Origin of the sequence: Exiguobacterium sp. s163 (assembly GCF_018617135.1) — a bacterium.
Classification (GTDB): domain Bacteria; phylum Bacillota; class Bacilli; order Exiguobacteriales; family Exiguobacteriaceae; genus Exiguobacterium; species Exiguobacterium profundum.
This window is the reverse complement of record NZ_JACSJN010000002.1, coordinates 137105-152266: the sequence shown is the minus strand read 5'-3', so window position 1 is coordinate 152266 and position 15162 is coordinate 137105. Positions and strand designations below refer to the sequence as shown.

At 49.7% G+C, this 15162-nt stretch carries 11 protein-coding genes, 1 other RNA gene, 2 pseudogenes and 1 other annotated feature; of the genes and pseudogenes, 4 read left to right on the top strand and 10 right to left on the bottom strand.

Features of this window, described 5'->3' with window-relative positions:
• Window positions 1–7: 7 nt before the first annotated feature.
• Together ssrS and KNO71_RS07255 are read right to left on the bottom strand one after the other, a co-directional pair.
• Window positions 8–194: non-coding RNA, 6S RNA (gene ssrS, locus KNO71_RS07260), on the bottom strand.
• 74 nt (window positions 195–268) lie between these two features.
• Window positions 269–1471, bottom strand: coding sequence for a DASH family cryptochrome (locus tag KNO71_RS07255; RefSeq protein WP_214687846.1), 1203 nt, complete (start codon window positions 1469–1471; stop codon window positions 269–271).
• A 336-nt stretch (window positions 1472–1807) separates the two neighbouring features.
• Between KNO71_RS07255 and KNO71_RS07250 the strand changes: the two genes are divergently transcribed.
• Window positions 1808–2461, top strand: a complete 654-nt coding sequence (locus KNO71_RS07250) for a DUF6198 family protein (RefSeq protein WP_214687845.1) — start codon at window positions 1808–1810, stop codon at window positions 2459–2461.
• A 191-nt stretch (window positions 2462–2652) separates the two neighbouring features.
• On the opposite strand, the gene tnpB is transcribed toward KNO71_RS07250, so the two are convergent.
• The 3 genes and pseudogenes from tnpB to KNO71_RS07235 form a co-directional block, all read right to left on the bottom strand.
• Window positions 2653–3744, bottom strand: coding sequence for an IS200/IS605 family element RNA-guided endonuclease TnpB (tnpB, locus tag KNO71_RS07245; protein WP_214687843.1), 1092 nt, complete (start codon window positions 3742–3744; stop codon window positions 2653–2655).
• Between the two features lie 178 nt (window positions 3745–3922).
• Window positions 3923–4654, bottom strand: a pseudogene (locus KNO71_RS07240) (zinc-binding dehydrogenase); the annotation flags it as partial.
• Window positions 4655–4825: 171 nt separating this feature from the next.
• Window positions 4826–6538, bottom strand: coding sequence for an ABC transporter ATP-binding protein (locus KNO71_RS07235; protein WP_214687840.1), 1713 nt, complete (start codon window positions 6536–6538; stop codon window positions 4826–4828).
• 119 nt (window positions 6539–6657) lie between these two features.
• Between KNO71_RS07235 and KNO71_RS07230 the strand changes: the two are divergent.
• The 3 genes and pseudogenes from KNO71_RS07230 (at window position 6658) to KNO71_RS07220 (ending at window position 8401) form a co-directional block, all read left to right on the top strand.
• A pseudogene (locus KNO71_RS07230) lies at window positions 6658–7008 on the top strand (iron-sulfur cluster biosynthesis family protein).
• Window positions 6981–7187: a hypothetical protein gene (locus KNO71_RS07225; protein ID WP_214687839.1), complete on the top strand. Its 207-nt coding sequence runs from the start codon at window positions 6981–6983 to the stop codon at window positions 7185–7187. Before KNO71_RS07230 ends, KNO71_RS07225 begins: the two are co-directional and overlap by 28 nt.
• 362 nt (window positions 7188–7549) lie before the next feature.
• Window positions 7550–8401, top strand: coding sequence for an alpha/beta fold hydrolase (locus KNO71_RS07220; RefSeq protein ID WP_214687838.1), 852 nt, complete (start codon window positions 7550–7552; stop codon window positions 8399–8401).
• Between the two features lie 39 nt (window positions 8402–8440).
• Here KNO71_RS07220 and aspS read toward each other — a convergent pair whose 3' ends face one another.
• The 5 genes from aspS to KNO71_RS07195 all read right to left on the bottom strand — a co-directional run bounded on the left by aspS (window position 8441) and on the right by KNO71_RS07195 (window position 15162).
• On the bottom strand, window positions 8441–10213 hold the full coding sequence (gene aspS, locus KNO71_RS07215) for an aspartate--tRNA ligase (RefSeq protein WP_214687837.1): 1773 nt from the start codon (window positions 10211–10213) through the stop codon (window positions 8441–8443).
• Complete coding sequence (hisS, locus tag KNO71_RS07210; RefSeq protein ID WP_251031968.1) at window positions 10210–11490, bottom strand: histidine--tRNA ligase; 1281 nt, start codon at window positions 11488–11490, stop codon at window positions 10210–10212. The genes aspS and hisS overlap by 4 nt, the downstream gene beginning before the upstream one ends.
• A gap of 42 nt (window positions 11491–11532) precedes the next feature.
• Window positions 11533–11767, bottom strand: a binding site (T-box leader).
• Between the two features lie 38 nt (window positions 11768–11805).
• The gene (gene dtd, locus KNO71_RS07205) at window positions 11806–12249 is read right to left on the bottom strand and encodes a D-aminoacyl-tRNA deacylase (RefSeq protein ID WP_078146576.1); all 444 of its coding nucleotides are present in this window, start codon (window positions 12247–12249) and stop codon (window positions 11806–11808) included.
• A gap of 16 nt (window positions 12250–12265) precedes the next feature.
• Window positions 12266–14455, bottom strand: a complete 2190-nt coding sequence (locus KNO71_RS07200) for a RelA/SpoT family protein (RefSeq protein WP_078146575.1) — start codon at window positions 14453–14455, stop codon at window positions 12266–12268.
• A 188-nt stretch (window positions 14456–14643) separates the two neighbouring features.
• Window positions 14644–15162: an adenine phosphoribosyltransferase gene (locus KNO71_RS07195; protein ID WP_078146574.1), complete on the bottom strand. Its 519-nt coding sequence runs from the start codon at window positions 15160–15162 to the stop codon at window positions 14644–14646.

Here is a 15162-nt window from a genome sequence, read left to right as displayed (position 1 = left end):
AAAATCGATGGGGCCCGGAGTGCCGTGACGATGCCTTGCTTTTGAACCTGCGTATGCAGGTGGGTGACCTAGCGTTTCCTTCACAAGTCCTCCTGCACGTGATGAGGCAGTTGATCCGGTTAGCAGTTCGGTCTCCCGTATTCAAAGTGTTGGCTCAAAATAACGAAGGCGGCTCTCGTACACCTCAGGTATCCCATCTGTTGATTTAACTATAGCGCTTCTGTAAAAAGAAGTCAATGAGAAACGCCGACTTCTCGTGACAGTTTGGTCACAACCATTTGTTACGAAACGCACGGTCCGGATCATACGTGAACTGTTGACGCTCGATGTTGAAACGGCGGTCCCTTGAGTCGTTTCCGACACCCGCTTGGTACGCCCAATTCCCCCAATTACTCGCCACGTCGTAATCGATCAATTTTGATTCAAAGTAGGAAGCCCCGTAGCGCCAGTCTTGTTTCAACTCCTTTGCGAAATAGTTGGCCACGATTTGTCGTCCCCGATTGGACATCCATCCCGTCGCGTTTAACTCACGCATGAACGCATCGACGAAATCGACGCCCGTCTCTCCTCGTCGCCATGTTTCTACGACATCCGGATCGACTCGCCAGTCTTTTCGTTTCGACCGGATGCCTTGTGACCGAAACAATTTTTTTCCTTGTTCGAGTGCGACCCATTGGAAAAATTCACGCCATAATAGTTCAAAGTACAACCAGTACGTCGATTCATTTACCCCATGTGTTCGTTCATGCGCTTCGAGTTCAAAAAACACCCGTCGCGGGGATAACGACCCGTTCGCTAAATACGCTGACAGCTTCGTTGAGTCATCAACCCCAAATCCATTTCTCGTTTCCTTATACGTTCGAATTGGTACGGACAAATAGTCGTTCAGCCGACGTTCGCCACCTTTGAACAGAAACGCCGTCCTCGGGTCTTGCTTTACTTCTTGAATCGAAAATGGGAACGTCACCTCGCGTGTGACAGCCGTAGCCTTCCGGGAGATCAGTTCGCGGGGTCGTACATCATATTCGACCGCTTTTCGAAACTCTGTAAAGAGAAACGGCATTTTCTCAAATGGGATATCTTCTTTTTCAAATAAAGTAAATCCTTCGAACGTCTCGTACGTCCCTTTCCATCTTTTCATCACTTCATTTTCACGTCGGCGCTCATTGTACCCGACGGCCCGTTGAAACAAGAGACGGTCGGATGGATCGAGCGTTTCGAGCGGATGACCGACATGCACGTAAAATGGGATTCCGAGCGCATCGAGTGATCCGGCCACATCTTCTAATGACTCCTTCAGGAAATGCAGTCGTTCGTTCCCGAGCGGAATGACGCCATAACGGTTTTCAACGAACTGATTCGGACTGATGAAAAAATGACCTTCGATCGGATCGTCATGGCGAAGCGCTTCCTCGAGCGGCAAATGATCATCCACACGTAAATCGTTTTGGTACCATATGATTGTTTTCATCAATAGACCTCCTCTACTTCTTAGTATGATGGGTTTATAATTCATTCATGAGTATGGAATGTGCTCATGATATGTTTTCAAAATCAAATTCTGTGGAATATATTGTTTTAGAAGAGAAAGGGGTGCAACATAATGGCTAAGAAAGGCAAAATGGGAACATTGATTAAAATCGCGACGGCGGTCGCACCGTTCGTCTACGATTACTATAAAAAGAACAAAGCAAAGAAATCACCGAAGAAATAAGTCCTGCGTCTCAGCCAACGAGCTGAGACGTTTTTTTCATATTTTGTAATCGCCTATGCTAAGATAAATCAATCATTCCATTGAAACGAGGCGATGTTCGTGCACGCAAGGTCCATCCACTTTTTACGTATTCTCTTTAAATGGGGTCTTTTCATGACCGGGTTGTTCTTACTCGCACTCGGATCATCGATCATGATCACGGCAAATCTCGGGGTGTCCACATGGGACGTCCTTCATATCGGGATCGCCCACCATCTTCCGATTTCAATCGGAACGGTCATTTTATGCGTCGGTCTTTTACTCGTTCTATTTAAATACATGCTCGACCGCATCCGTCCTCAGTTCGGGACTCTAGTCAACGCGGTGTTTGTCGGGGTGTTCATGAACTTGATTTTAAACGAGCAATGGCTCCCTGTTTTTGAAGGGATGATGGTGAATATCATGTGGCTCGCGTTCGGGATGTTTGTCATGGGAATGGGGGCCGGGCTCTATGTCGCTGTCGGATACGGGGCTGGTCCACGCGACGGATTGACGCTCGCCTTAGCAGATCGTTTCAACACGTCTGTCCGTGCCATGCGGACATGGATGGAACTGACCGCTTGTCTCATCGGTTGGGCACTCGGCGGGCCACTTTTCTTCGGGACCGTCTTATCGATTTTCCTCATCGGTCCATTCTTCCAGTTTTGGCTAGAACGGTTCCGCCTGTTCATCGCCTATGTCGATCGTCTCAAAGTAAAATTCGCATAAAAAGAGAGGAGATCTCCTCTCTTTTTATGTGTTCGGAATGAGCACAATCTTTCCGAACTTACCCGATTGTGTGAACTACTCGCCACTTATTTGCTTCGCAAATTGAAGTGGAAGCTTCTTGGGAAGACCGTGCTCTCACCAGCCACGGTTATGGACCAAGCTCGTCGGGCAGTCCCTGCCCTGAATGGTTGTCAGTCGGCTAACATCAATAGGTTGAGACTCGCGTTGATGTCACGGTCATGGTGCGCGCCACAATGAGTACACGTCCATTCACGGACATCCACCGTCTTCTTCTCGCCTTTTGCTCCGCAAGTGGAGCAGATTTGAGTGGATGCGTACCAAGGGTCTGCCTTGATGAGTGTCCGTCCGTAGAAGTTTGATTTGTACTCGAGTTGCCGGACGAACTCGTACCAACTGACATCGCCAACCGATTTGGCCAAGCGTCGGTTCTTCATTATGTTGCTCGATTTCAATGTCTCCACGACGATGACTTGGTTCTCGTCAACAATCCGTCTCGACAGTTTATGAAGGAAGTCCTTGCGTTGGTTGGCAATCTTTTCGTGTTTCTTCGCCAAAAGTAATTTGGCTTTTTCACGATTCTTGCTCCCGATCTTCTTTCGCGACAGCGCCCGTTGCGCCTTCTTGACCTTCGCTTCGGACTTCCGGAGGAGTCGGGGGTTGTCGATCTTCTCCGAGACCATCGCATCGTTCGTCATGACGGCGAAATGTTCCAAACCGAGATCGATTCCGACCTTGTTCTCGGCTGGAATCCATGGTTCATCGTCCTGTGTGACGAGGATGGAGATGAAGAACTTGCCTGTCTTGGTCATCGAGACCGTCGCCGATCGGATGACGCCCTCGAACGGGCGATGTTGTTCGAACTTCACGAAGCCGATTTTAGGCAGTCTCACTTTGCCGTCCTCGATGCGGATCGTGCCGTGCTGGTTGTTCGTCGTGTAAGATGCGCGCGACCGTCGTCTCGATTTGAAGACCGGGAAGCCGCCCGTCCCGGCGAAGAACTTCGCGAACGCGGTGTCTAGGTTCAGCTTCGCGTTCGCGAGCGCGAGACTGTCCGCCTCGGCGAGGAACGGGAACAGGGGCTTGTAGGATGCGGGTGTCGCCGGTTTCCGCTTCGTGTCGCTCCCCGCCTTCGCCTCCTCGCGGATGGCGATGCGGTCCTCGAGCAGCTTGTTGTAGATGAACCGGGCGCAGCCGATCGTCTTGATGAGGAACTCGGCCTGTGCCGGCGTTGGGTGGAGCCTGTATGTATAGCCTTTCAGCATGTCCGTCCCTCCTCCCTTCAGAAGATCGTGATGTGTCCTCATCATCCGATACCCGCGGAGGGGAAGGGAGAATCTGACGGAATCACGAACTTTTGTTCGCTACATATGTCACAGGGAGAGAAGAGTTTTGGACCGGGCGATTCATCACCCACCTACGCTGGGCTTCGCCCCGAGACGCTTAGAGGAGGGAGAATTCTCGCCTACTTCTGTTAAAATACGCCTGTGACTCACGTGCCTCTTCAAGCGGGAACGTCCGGTCAATGACCGGTTTTAGCTTCCCTTCGGCGATCGAGCGCAACATCTCCGCGAATTCATATCGTGTCCCGAGAACAGACCCGTACATCGCGATATGTTTCAAGTACAGCGTCCGGAAGTCGAGATGGGGCGTCTGTCCTCCCGCCGAACCAGAGATACAGAACTTCCCTCCCTTTTTCAAGATGTTTAGAGATAAATCAAATAGCGCATCTCCCACGACATCAAGGACCGCGTCGACCGGGCCACCGTTCGCAGCGATGATATCATCGGCGAGCATCTCAGAACGATAAGAAAACACTTCGGTCGCCCCAAGCGCTTTTAACTTTTGCTCGTTTTTCAAATCACCGACGATAGCGAACACATTCGCCCCGAATACGTTCGCCGCAATTTGGATGTTGAGTGAGCCGACCCCGCCACTTGCCCCAGTGACGACAATCGTCTCACCGGAACGGATGTGTAACTGCTCGTTCATATGCCAAGCCGTGAGACCACTTACGGAAAAGACTGCACTCTCGACGAAATCATCAAGCGGCATATCAAAACAAAGGTCAGCCGGCCATGATACATACTCCGCATAGCCCCCGTCATACTCTGATCCAATAAAGGACATATCGTCCGACAAGTGTTCCTTTCGCTCAGGTCCGCTCGAGGTGAAACGGTTTCGGGATATCGACCACTTGGAGTTGGTCAAAGTCCCCGTATCCTACGACTTGTACAGCTTTCATGGTATTTTGCCTCCTTCGCTTTCGTTCATCCATAAGTATTTACCCACGAAATGCTGTTATCACGCCAAAAAAGGGCCGCCCTCTATCAGGCAGCCCCCGATTTATAGTTGTTGACGTTGTAACAGGTTCGTGAAGACGCCACCTTTTTGGCTAAGTTCTTCATGCGTTCCATCTTCTACGATTCCTTCCGCCGTCACGACGAGAATGCGGTCGGCATTCTTTACTGTCGCTAAACGGTGGGCGATGATGAGCGTCGTTCGATTCGCCGCCAGTTCATTTAATGAATCTTGAATGATTGCCTCGGTTTCCGTATCGAGCGCGGAGGTCGCCTCATCGAGAATTAAAATCGGCGGATTTTTCAAGAACATGCGCGCAATGGCGATGCGTTGTTTCTGTCCACCCGAGAGCTTCAACCCACGTTCTCCGATCTGTGTGTCGAGACCGTGCTCGAGCTCTTCGACGAGCGTACCAAGATGTGCTTTTTCCACCGCGTGCATGATGTCGGCATCGGTCGCATCGAGTTTCCCGTAAGCGATATTCTCACGTAGCGTACCTGCAAACAAGAAGACGTCCTGTTGCACGATTCCGATTTGACGGCGTAAGCTCTCTTTCGTCATGTCGCGGATGTCCAGCCCGTCAATCGAGATGGCACCCTTTGTGACGTCATAAAAACGTGGAATGAGTGAACAGATGGTTGTCTTTCCAGCCCCGCTCGTCCCGACTAAGGCCACAGTCGTCCCCGCCTCAATCGACAAGTCGATATCTGTCAACACTTGACGGTAGTCTGAGTAGCCAAACGAGACGCCGTCGAATACGATATCGCCTTTCAACGTCTCGACTTCGATCGCATTCGCACGGTTCTCGATGTCTGGTTCTTCATCGAGCAACTGCGTGAATCGCTTGAACCCGGCCATTCCTTTCGGATACATTTCGAGAAGCGCCGTGATCTTTTCAATCGGCTTGATAAGTAAGTTCATGTACAAGATAAAGCCAACGAGTTGTCCGTACGATAATTGTCCTTCATACGTTAAGTACGCCCCGTAGACGAGGACGAGCAACGTCATGAGACGCGTCGTGATGTAAATGCCCGCGAGCGATGTACTCATGACACGATACGCTTCAATCTTCGAGCCACGATAGAAGTTGTTGTCTTTTTGGAAACGTCCGATCTCGAACGCCTCGTTCGTAAACGATTGGACGACGCGTGCCCCAGATACACTGTCCTCGACGCGTGCGTTCACTTCCCCGATGTTCGTGTACATCTTTTGCCACGCCTTGTTCATGTTCTTATTCGCATACGTGATCATGATGATGAGGAACGGTACCGCGACAACGGTGACGAGCGCGAGTTCAGGGTCGATCGAGAACATGATCCCGAACGCACCGAGTAACGTCATGATGGCGATAAAGAAATCTTCCGGTCCGTGGTGCGCCACTTCCCCGATATCGAACAAGTCGTTCGTGACCCGGCTCATCAAATGCCCGGTCTTATGATTATCAAAGAAGCGGAACGATTGTTTATGGATATGCGTGAACAGCTCTTCCCGCATGTCCGTCTCGATGTTGATCCCGAGCTTATGTCCCCAGTAGTTGACGACATACTGCATCATCATGGCCAATATGTAAAGAATCAACAGGCCGATGCTGACGATGATAATCCAGTTCCATTCCCCACCCGGCAACAAGTCGTCGATGAACCATTGAACGGCGAGCGGAAACCCGAGTTCAAGCAATCCGACGAGAATTGCGAATGAAAAATCGAGTAGGAATAACTTTTTATGTGGTCGATAATAACTAAAAAAACGTGAAATCATTCTCTCTTCCCCCTTCTCTGCATTAAGTGTACGCTTTTTTCCGAAAGGTGGAAAACAGGATGCATCCCTTTTTCATTCTTTTTTCAAACGGCGTATAATGAAAGTAAGGAGTGATACGCATGCATGTACACATTACAGATCGTGCCCTCGAACGAATCGAGGCATTGAAAGGCGAACGCGAGGGACAGATACACCTCTTTTACTAGACAGAAGGTTGTGGCTGTGGGAACAGTGGAATCTTCGAAATCCGATACGTCACGGAAACGACACCGGAAGACGTCGAGATTGACTCGAACCTTGGACCAATCTTAATCAAAAACTGGACGAAAGTGTTTTTAGACGAACAGATGAAAATCGACTTCCTCGAAGACCGTCGTACGCTCGTCTTGAAGAGTGACGGGCAAGTGTTCAATTCGAATCTACTCGTCACAGACGGCACAGGTTGTCAGTTGAACGTTCCGAGCCGATGAAACAGACGTTGAAACAACATCCGAGACTGCTCATTCTCTTCTTATTGAGTTTCGGTCTTGGACTGTTCGGAATCTATCTGGCATTCATCGATTCGGTCTATACGATGTCCGCCGTTATCGCCTCGCTGTTTGCGTTCGGGTTTGCGTTGCAGCGAACAGGTAAAGAAATGGAAAAATAGGGATATAAGGTATTTATACTCATTCCGTGTGGTACAATTTTGAAAAGGAGGTTGTATCATGTGGTTCAAAAAGAAGTTTCTTAACTATCCCACCGCAATCTGGGGTGTATTCATTACTGGACTTTGGGTATGGTTTAGCATCCGCTTTCAAGACAACTTATCCGCTTTTTTCATAAACTTTACGTATATCGGTTTTGGTCTTGCTGTCTTTCTTTTCATAGCGGTCGTTATAGAATCGAGTAAATCGAAAACTGATGCGAGTCATATAAATGATAGGTAATTAGTTTAATCAACAATGATAAGAAGGTGTCGTACCGTTCGTTCGACCCTTCTTTTTCTATATGCTTAAGGAGGATTTGAAATTGAAGCGCTACATGATTCATTGTCAAAACATCGACGTCCGTGTTACTGAATGGGGCGACCGCGATAAACCCGTCATATTTTGTTTGCACGGTCTCGGAAGTACCGCTCTCAGTTTCATCGAAGTCGCAGACAAACTAAAAGATGATTATTTTCTCCTCGCAATTGACGCACCGGGCCATGGTCTGTCCCAATCATTTCAAGATGACCAGACATACGATTTCCCACAATTTTGTGAGTGGCTGAATGAATTACTCGATATGCTCAATGTGAATCGTTTTTATTTCCTTTCTCATTCTTGGGGATCGTTCATTCACCTTTACTATTTGATTGAATATGGCACACGTGTCGACGGTTCGATCTTGATTGATGGTGGCTATCAAAGTAAGCGACTTCGTGGAGATTCTCCTGAAAGCGAAGCTGCATTTTATGAAAAGGACTTCGAAGAATATTGTGAGTCATGGAATGAATTTGAGACGATTGCGGTATACGATGGTATTTCAAGACGTTCATCGCTTTTAGACTTGGCCGCTCAAGACCTAGCTCTACATAAAGATAACCGCTACTATTGGCACGCTAGAGGAAGAACAGGTGCAGCGATTATCAAGTCGATGTATCGTAACGAAATTTTAGAGTTTTTGCCCCGTGTCCAAACAAACTTAATTACTCTATTGCGGGCAACACTTCCAGCAGAAGATGAGCCGTTTAAAGTCGATGCGTCAAATCAGTTAGCCAAATTGACTGGTGCCCTTATAAAGGCCGTTCCATCTACTTCGCACATGCTTCATTGGGACAACCCAGACCGAGTCGTTCAAGAAGTTAAAGAAAACTGGATCACATCTGTTTCCTTGTAAAAAAAGGAGATTCGCCGCGGCGAATCTCCTTTTGAATACTTATTTCTTCTCTTTAACTGCCGTACGAATCGATAACTCTTCGAGTTGCGCGTCCGCGACAGGGCTCGGTGCTTGCGTCAAGAGACAGCTTGCCGAAGCCGTTTTCGGGAAGGCGATTGTGTCGCGAAGGTTCGAACGACCTGCAAGAATCATGACGAGACGGTCGAGACCGAGTGCGATTCCCGCATGTGGCGGTGTACCGTATTCGAACGCTTCAAGCAAGAAGCCGAACTGTTCAACCGCTTCTTCTTGTGTGAAACCAAGCAATTTGAACATGCGCTCTTGAATGTCACGCTCATAAATACGCTGTGAACCGCCACCGAGTTCGTAACCGTTCAAGACGAGGTCATACGCAACCGCGCGTACACTTGCCGGATCTGTCTCGAGAAGATGGAGGTCTTCACGGTTTGGCATCGTGAACGGATGGTGGTTCGCATAGAAGCGACCGTCTTCTTCTTCAAACGTTACGAGCGGGAAGTCCGTTACCCAAAGGAAGTTGAACTTCGACTCGTCGATGAGACCAAGTTCGTGACCGAGCTTGACGCGGAGTGCGCCAAGGCTGTCTGCAACGACAGTTGGTTTCGATGCGACGAAGAGAAGAAGGTCACCTGCTTCTGCATTCGTTGCTTCAATCAACTTCTGCGCGTACGTTTCGTCGAAGAATTTCGCGATTGGACCGTTCAAGCCTTCCGCTGTCACTTTGAGCCATGCGAGACCTTTCGCACCGTACACCGCCGTGAACTCTTGAAGTTTGTCGATGTCTTTACGTGAGAAGTTGTCCGCCTCACCTTTGACGTTGATCGCTTTGACTTGCCCGTTTGATTCGAGTGCTGCATCGAACACTTTAAAGCCAGCACCTTTCACAGCGTCTGCCACGTCGATGAGTTCGAGACCGAAGCGCGTGTCCGGCTTATCCGAACCAAAACGACGCATCGCTTCCGCGTGTGTCATCCGCTCGAACTTCGCTGGCGTGTCCGTACGACCGAGCGTCGATTCCATGACTTGTCCCATCATCGATTCCATCATCGCCATCAAGTCTTCGATGTCCATGAAGCTCGTTTCGATGTCGACTTGTGTGAATTCAGGTTGACGGTCTGCACGAAGGTCCTCGTCACGGAAGCAGCGTGCGATTTGGAAGTAACGGTCAAATCCTGCGACCATGAGCAACTGTTTGAAGAGTTGTGGTGATTGTGGAAGTGCATAGAACTCACCACCATGGACACGGCTCGGTACAAGGTAGTCACGTGCGCCTTCTGGCGTCGACTTCGTCAAAATCGGTGTTTCGACTTCAAGGAACTCTTGCTCCGTCAAGAAGTTACGGATCGTGTTCGACGTCTTCGAGCGGAGACGGAACGTCTCTTGAAGCGCTGGACGACGAAGGTCGAGGTAACGGTATTTGAGGCGAAGGTCTTCTGAGACGTTTTCTGCCTCGTCACCGATTGGGATTGGTGTCATCTTCGCCGCGTTCAAGATGTTAATCTCGGACGCGATGACTTCGATGTTTCCTGTCGGCATGTTCGGGTTCTTGTTCTCACGCTCGAGAACCGTCCCTTTCACGTCGAGGACAAACTCGCTACGAATCGTCTCCGCGAGTTGGTGGACTGCTTCGTTTTCTGGGCGTACGACGACTTGGACGATTCCAGTGCGGTCACGAAGGTCGATGAAGATGAGTCCTCCGAGGTCACGACGTTTTTGTACCCATCCTTTTAATTGTACTTCTTGGCCGATGAGTGACTCTGTCACGCGGCCGTTCATATGTGTGCGTCCGATCATTGTCCTGCTCCTTCCGATAGTTCACGAATTTTGTCTGCGACGGCCGAGAGTGGCACGTCGACTTGTTCACCAGTCGTCATATCTTTCAAGGCGGCTGCCCCGCGCTCGACTTCATCATCTCCTAAGATGACTGTGAACTTGGCTTTCAGGCGGTCCGCCTGTTTGAATTGTCCTTTTAACTTGCGTCCTTGGTAATCACGGTCTGCCTTGAACCCTTCCATGCGGAGGAGTTGTAGGAGGCGTGTCGCCGTCAACTCGACTTCCTTCTCGCCTTGGGCGACGATGAAGACATCAAGTCCAGTCTCGAGTTCAGGTAAGACTCCTTCATTCTCCAATGCGAGGATGAGACGCTCCAACCCGATTCCAAAACCGATTCCCGGCATGTCCGGTCCGCCGATATCCTGTACGAGACCGTTATACCGTCCGCCGCCACAAAGTGTCGTGATGGCTCCGAATCCTTCTGCCTCGGACATGATTTCAAACGCCGTGTGCGTATAGTAATCGAGTCCACGAACGAGCGTCGGGTCGACTTCATAAGCAACGCCGAGTGCGTCGAGCTGTGCGAGCACTTGGTCGAAATAAGCTTTCGACTCTTCATTCAAATATTCAAGAATCGATGGTGCCGTCTTCATCGAAGGGTGATCGCGGTCGACCTTACAATCCAAGATGCGAAGCGGATTCTTATACAGGCGTGACTGACAGTCTTGGCAAAGTTCGCCTGCCACCGGCTCGAAGTGACGGATGAGCGCATCGCGGTGGGCGTTACGGCTTTCCGCGTCCCCAAGCGAGTTGACGACGACTTTGATTTTCTGAAGTCCAAACGACTTGTAAATCGAACAGGCGAGGCTGATGACCTCAGCGTCAACGGCCGGGTCACTACTACCGATTGCTTCGACACCGTATTGGTGAAGCTGACGGAAGCGACCTTTTTGTGGACGCTCATAACGGAACATCGGTCCCATGTAGTAGAGCTTCGTCGGTTGGTCCGGATTTCCGAACAGTTTGTTCGTCACGAACGCACGAACGACAGATGCCGTTCCTTCTGGGCGAAGCGTGTACTCGTCTTTCCCTTTCTTCACGAGCGTGAACATCTCTTTTTGGACGATGTCCGTCGTTTCCCCGACACTGCGTGTGAACAGGTTCGTTGTTTCAAAGATTGGTGTGCGGATTTCTTTATAGTTATAACGGGCGCTCATGTCGCGAAGCTTTTCCTCGACATATTGCCACGTCTCGACCGTGCCCGGAAGCAGGTCTTGTGTACCGCGTGGTGCTTTCATCATCACATTTCCCTCCTTAAAATACAAAAAGGCCCTCGTCCGCAAAGGGACGAGAGCCTGTGTAAGTTTCCCGTGGTACCACCCTCGTTGCAGAGCCATTACTTGAAACTCTGCCACTCGAAATCGGTTAACGCCCGATGAGACGGCTCCCCCTACTCGTTTTCAAGGGAGCACCTCCAAAGTGTCGTTCGGGTCATCATCCAGTCGATGCTTTCAGCCAAGGCATCGCTCTCTTTGCTGGTGGGTTGACCGTACTCTTCTTTATCGTAGGTGTTTGACTATATGCTTCATGATGCCGAATCAAGCCGGCATCTGTCAAGCGTTTTTTTCGAGCATGAGTGTGACCGGTCCGTCATTGACAAGTGCGACGTCCATCATCGCCCCGAAGCGTCCCGTCTCGACGATGAGCCCGTTCGACCGGAGTCGCTCATTGAATTTTTCATAGAGCGTTTCAGCGATATCCGGTTTGGCGGCCTTTGTGAAAGCAGGTCGCCGTCCTTTCATCGTATCTCCATATAATGTGAATTGCGAGACCGACAAAATTTGACCGGCCACATCTTGAATCGATAAGTTCATCTTTTCTTGATCGTCCTCGAAGACGCGAAGCCCGGTCACCTTGTCGGCGAGCCAGTTCACTTCCTCTTCTGTATCTTCATGTGTCACACCGACGAGAAGCAAGTATCCGGCGTTGATTGCCCCGACGACTTCTTCCTCCACTGTGACCGATGCTTCTTTCACTCGTTGCAATAATACACGCACGTTCCTCTTCCTTTCGTCACGTCATCATGACTCGGCTGACCGAATACACGTCTGAGATTTGTTTAATGCGCTCGACAACTTTCTGCAAGTGATTCACGTTCGGAATCGAGATCGTCATCGAGATGCGAGCTTGTTTATTTTGGTCGCCCCGACCACTGACGGCCACGATATTCGTATTCGTCGCCGATACCGCCTGAAGGACATCGTTCAAGAGACCTGAACGATCATATCCCGTGATCTCAATATCGACGTTATAGTTCTTCTCTTTCGCCTGTCCGACTTCCCATTCGACGTCAAGGAGACGCTCCGGATGTTGTTCGTTGACGATGTTCAAGCAGTCTTTCCGGTGAATCGAGACGCCGCGTCCACGGGTGATGTATCCGACGATTTCATCTCCCGGTACCGGGTTACAGCAACGGCTCATGCGCACGAGCATGTTGTCGATTCCTTTGACCGTCACGCCCGCCTCTGCCGTTTTCTTCTTCGGCGCCTGACTGACTTTCAATTCGCTGATGGCTTCAGAGAGCTCGAGTTTCGGCTCTTTGCGCTGCTTCTCCGTCAACTTATGCGCAACTTGAGCGGCAGTGATGCCTTGATAACCGACTGCGGCATACATCTCTTCCTCGTTTCCGAAGTTGAACTTCTCGACGACGATACTGAGTGCCGGCTCATCGATCACTTCTTTCGGTTCAAAACCGAGTTTCTTGATTTCTGCCTCGACGAGATCTTTCCCTTTCTCGACGTTTTCTTCACGCTGTTGACGTTTGAACCATTGACGAATCTTGTTCTTCGCCTGGCTCGAAACAGCGAGCTTCAACCAATCCTTACTCGGTCCGTAACTATGCTTCGACGTGATGATTTCGATGATGTCACCCGTCTCGAGTTTGTAGTCGAGCGGTACCATCCGGCCGTTCACTTTCGCACCCGTCATCCGGTGCCCGATCTCCGTATGAATCCGGTACGCATAGTCAATCGGGACTGAGCCCTTCGGCAACTCGAATACGTCTCCTTTTGGTGTGAAGACGTACAGCATGTCGCTAAAGAAATCAACTTTGAGGGACTCCATGAATTCCTCGGCATCCGTCGTATCCTTTTGCAGCTCGAGGATTTCACGAAGGTGGGCGATCTTCTCGTCGAATCCGTTCGTCGAGACGTTTTTCCCTTCTTTATACGCCCAGTGTGCCGCAATCCCGAACTCAGCGATGAAATGCATGTCTTTCGTCCGAATTTGGACTTCGAGCGGCTCACCTTTCGGACCGATCACGGTCGTATGGAGCGACTGATACATGTTCGGCTTCGGCATGGCGATATAATCTTTGAAACGTCCCGGCATCGGCTTGTATTGCGTATGGATGATTCCGAGCACGGCATAACAATCACGAATCGAATCGACGATAATGCGGACCGCCATCAAATCGTAAATTTCATTGAACTCTTTTTTATGCTTCACCATCTTGTTATAGATAGAATAGATGTGCTTCGGTCGACCGTTCACGTCGGCATCGATATGCACTTCCTCAAGAACCCTGTTCACTTCCGTGATGACAGAGGTGACGAGTGCTTCCCGTTCCGTCCGTTTCTGTTTCATCATCGAGACGATCTTATAGTATTGCTGCGGGTTGATATAACGTAACGAAATATCTTCGAGCTCCCACTTGATTGTCGAGATCCCCATCCGGTGCGCGAGCGGAGCAAAGATTTCGAGCGTCTCTTCCGCTTTTTGAACTTGCTTTTCTTTCGGCATATGCTGAAGCGTCCGCATATTGTGGAGCCGGTCCGCAAGTTTGATCAGGATCACGCGCACGTCTTCTGCCATGGCGATAATCATCTTCCGGTGGTTTTCAGCAAGTTCTTCTTTTTTCGATTTATATTTAATCTTACCAAGTTTCGTGACGCCATCGACGAGCATGGCCACGTCTGGACCAAAATCGTCCGTCAATTGCTGTAACGAAATATCCGTATCTTCAACAACATCATGCAAGAGCGCTCCAACAATCGTTGTGGCGTCTAAGCCGATATCAACGAGAATGCCGGCCACTTGGACCGGATGGAGGATATAGGGCTCGCCCGAACGTCGGAACTGACCGGTATGATGAAGTTTTGCGTATTCGTAAGCGCGTTTCACTTCGGCTATATCGTCGTCACCCATATACTCCCCGAGCGCGTCGAGAAGATCCTCAATACTTACGATTTGTTTTTTGGTCATAACATTCGACACCCTTTTTCTAACCGCTCCAATCGCCTCGGATTCGTCGCAGCATGGTAGTAGTTTGTATTCAAGATTCTATGATTTTTATAACCATTATCGAAAAAATCTGACGACCTGTCAAAGGTTGTAGGTTATTTTCCTTAAAAACTATTCAAAAACGGGAAGCATGTCGCTTCCCGTTCAAATTAGTCTTCGTAGCGGATGAGTGAGAACACGTCGTATCCTTCGAGACGCTCACGTCCACCAAGTCCATCGAGTTCAATCAAGAACCCGATTCCCGCAACAACTCCACCGAGTTGTTCAATCATTTTAATCGTCGCTTCAATCGTACCACCTGTTGCGAGCAAGTCATCCAAGATGACGACTTGTTGTCCAGGTTGGATTGAATCTTTGTGCATTGTCAAAATGTCCGTCCCATACTCAAGACCGTATGAAACTCGTACTGTCTCACGTGGTAACTTTCCTTCTTTACGTACTGGTACGAACCCGAGTTCGAGCGCATACGCTGCCGGGCAACCGACGACGAATCCGCGTGCTTCCGGACCAGCGATCAACTCCGCTCCACGTTCACGTGCATAAACGACGAGCTCATCTACTGCTTTCTTGTAGACTTCGCCATCTTGCATGAGTGACGTGATATCTTTGAAGCTGATTCCTTCCTTCGGATAATCTGCTACTTCTTTAATATGCTGTTTGAAATCCAT

Coding starts and splice junctions, on each gene's coding strand:
- KNO71_RS07255 (WP_214687846.1), bottom strand. CDS start 1,471: ATGAAAACAATCATATGGTACCAAAACGATTTACGTGTGGATGATCAT.
- KNO71_RS07250 (WP_214687845.1), top strand. CDS start 1,808: ATGTTCGTGCACGCAAGGTCCATCCACTTTTTACGTATTCTCTTTAAA.
- tnpB (WP_214687843.1), bottom strand. CDS start 3,744: ATGCTGAAAGGCTATACATACAGGCTCCACCCAACGCCGGCACAGGCC.
- KNO71_RS07235 (WP_214687840.1), bottom strand. CDS start 6,538: ATGATTTCACGTTTTTTTAGTTATTATCGACCACATAAAAAGTTATTC.
- aspS (WP_214687837.1), bottom strand. CDS start 10,213: ATGATCGGACGCACACATATGAACGGCCGCGTGACAGAGTCACTCATC.
- hisS (WP_251031968.1), bottom strand. CDS start 11,490: ATGAAAGCACCACGCGGTACACAAGACCTGCTTCCGGGCACGGTCGAG.
- KNO71_RS07200 (WP_078146575.1), bottom strand. CDS start 14,455: ATGACCAAAAAACAAATCGTAAGTATTGAGGATCTTCTCGACGCGCTC.
- KNO71_RS07195 (WP_078146574.1), bottom strand. CDS start 15,162: ATGGATTTCAAACAGCATATTAAAGAAGTAGCAGATTATCCGAAGGAA.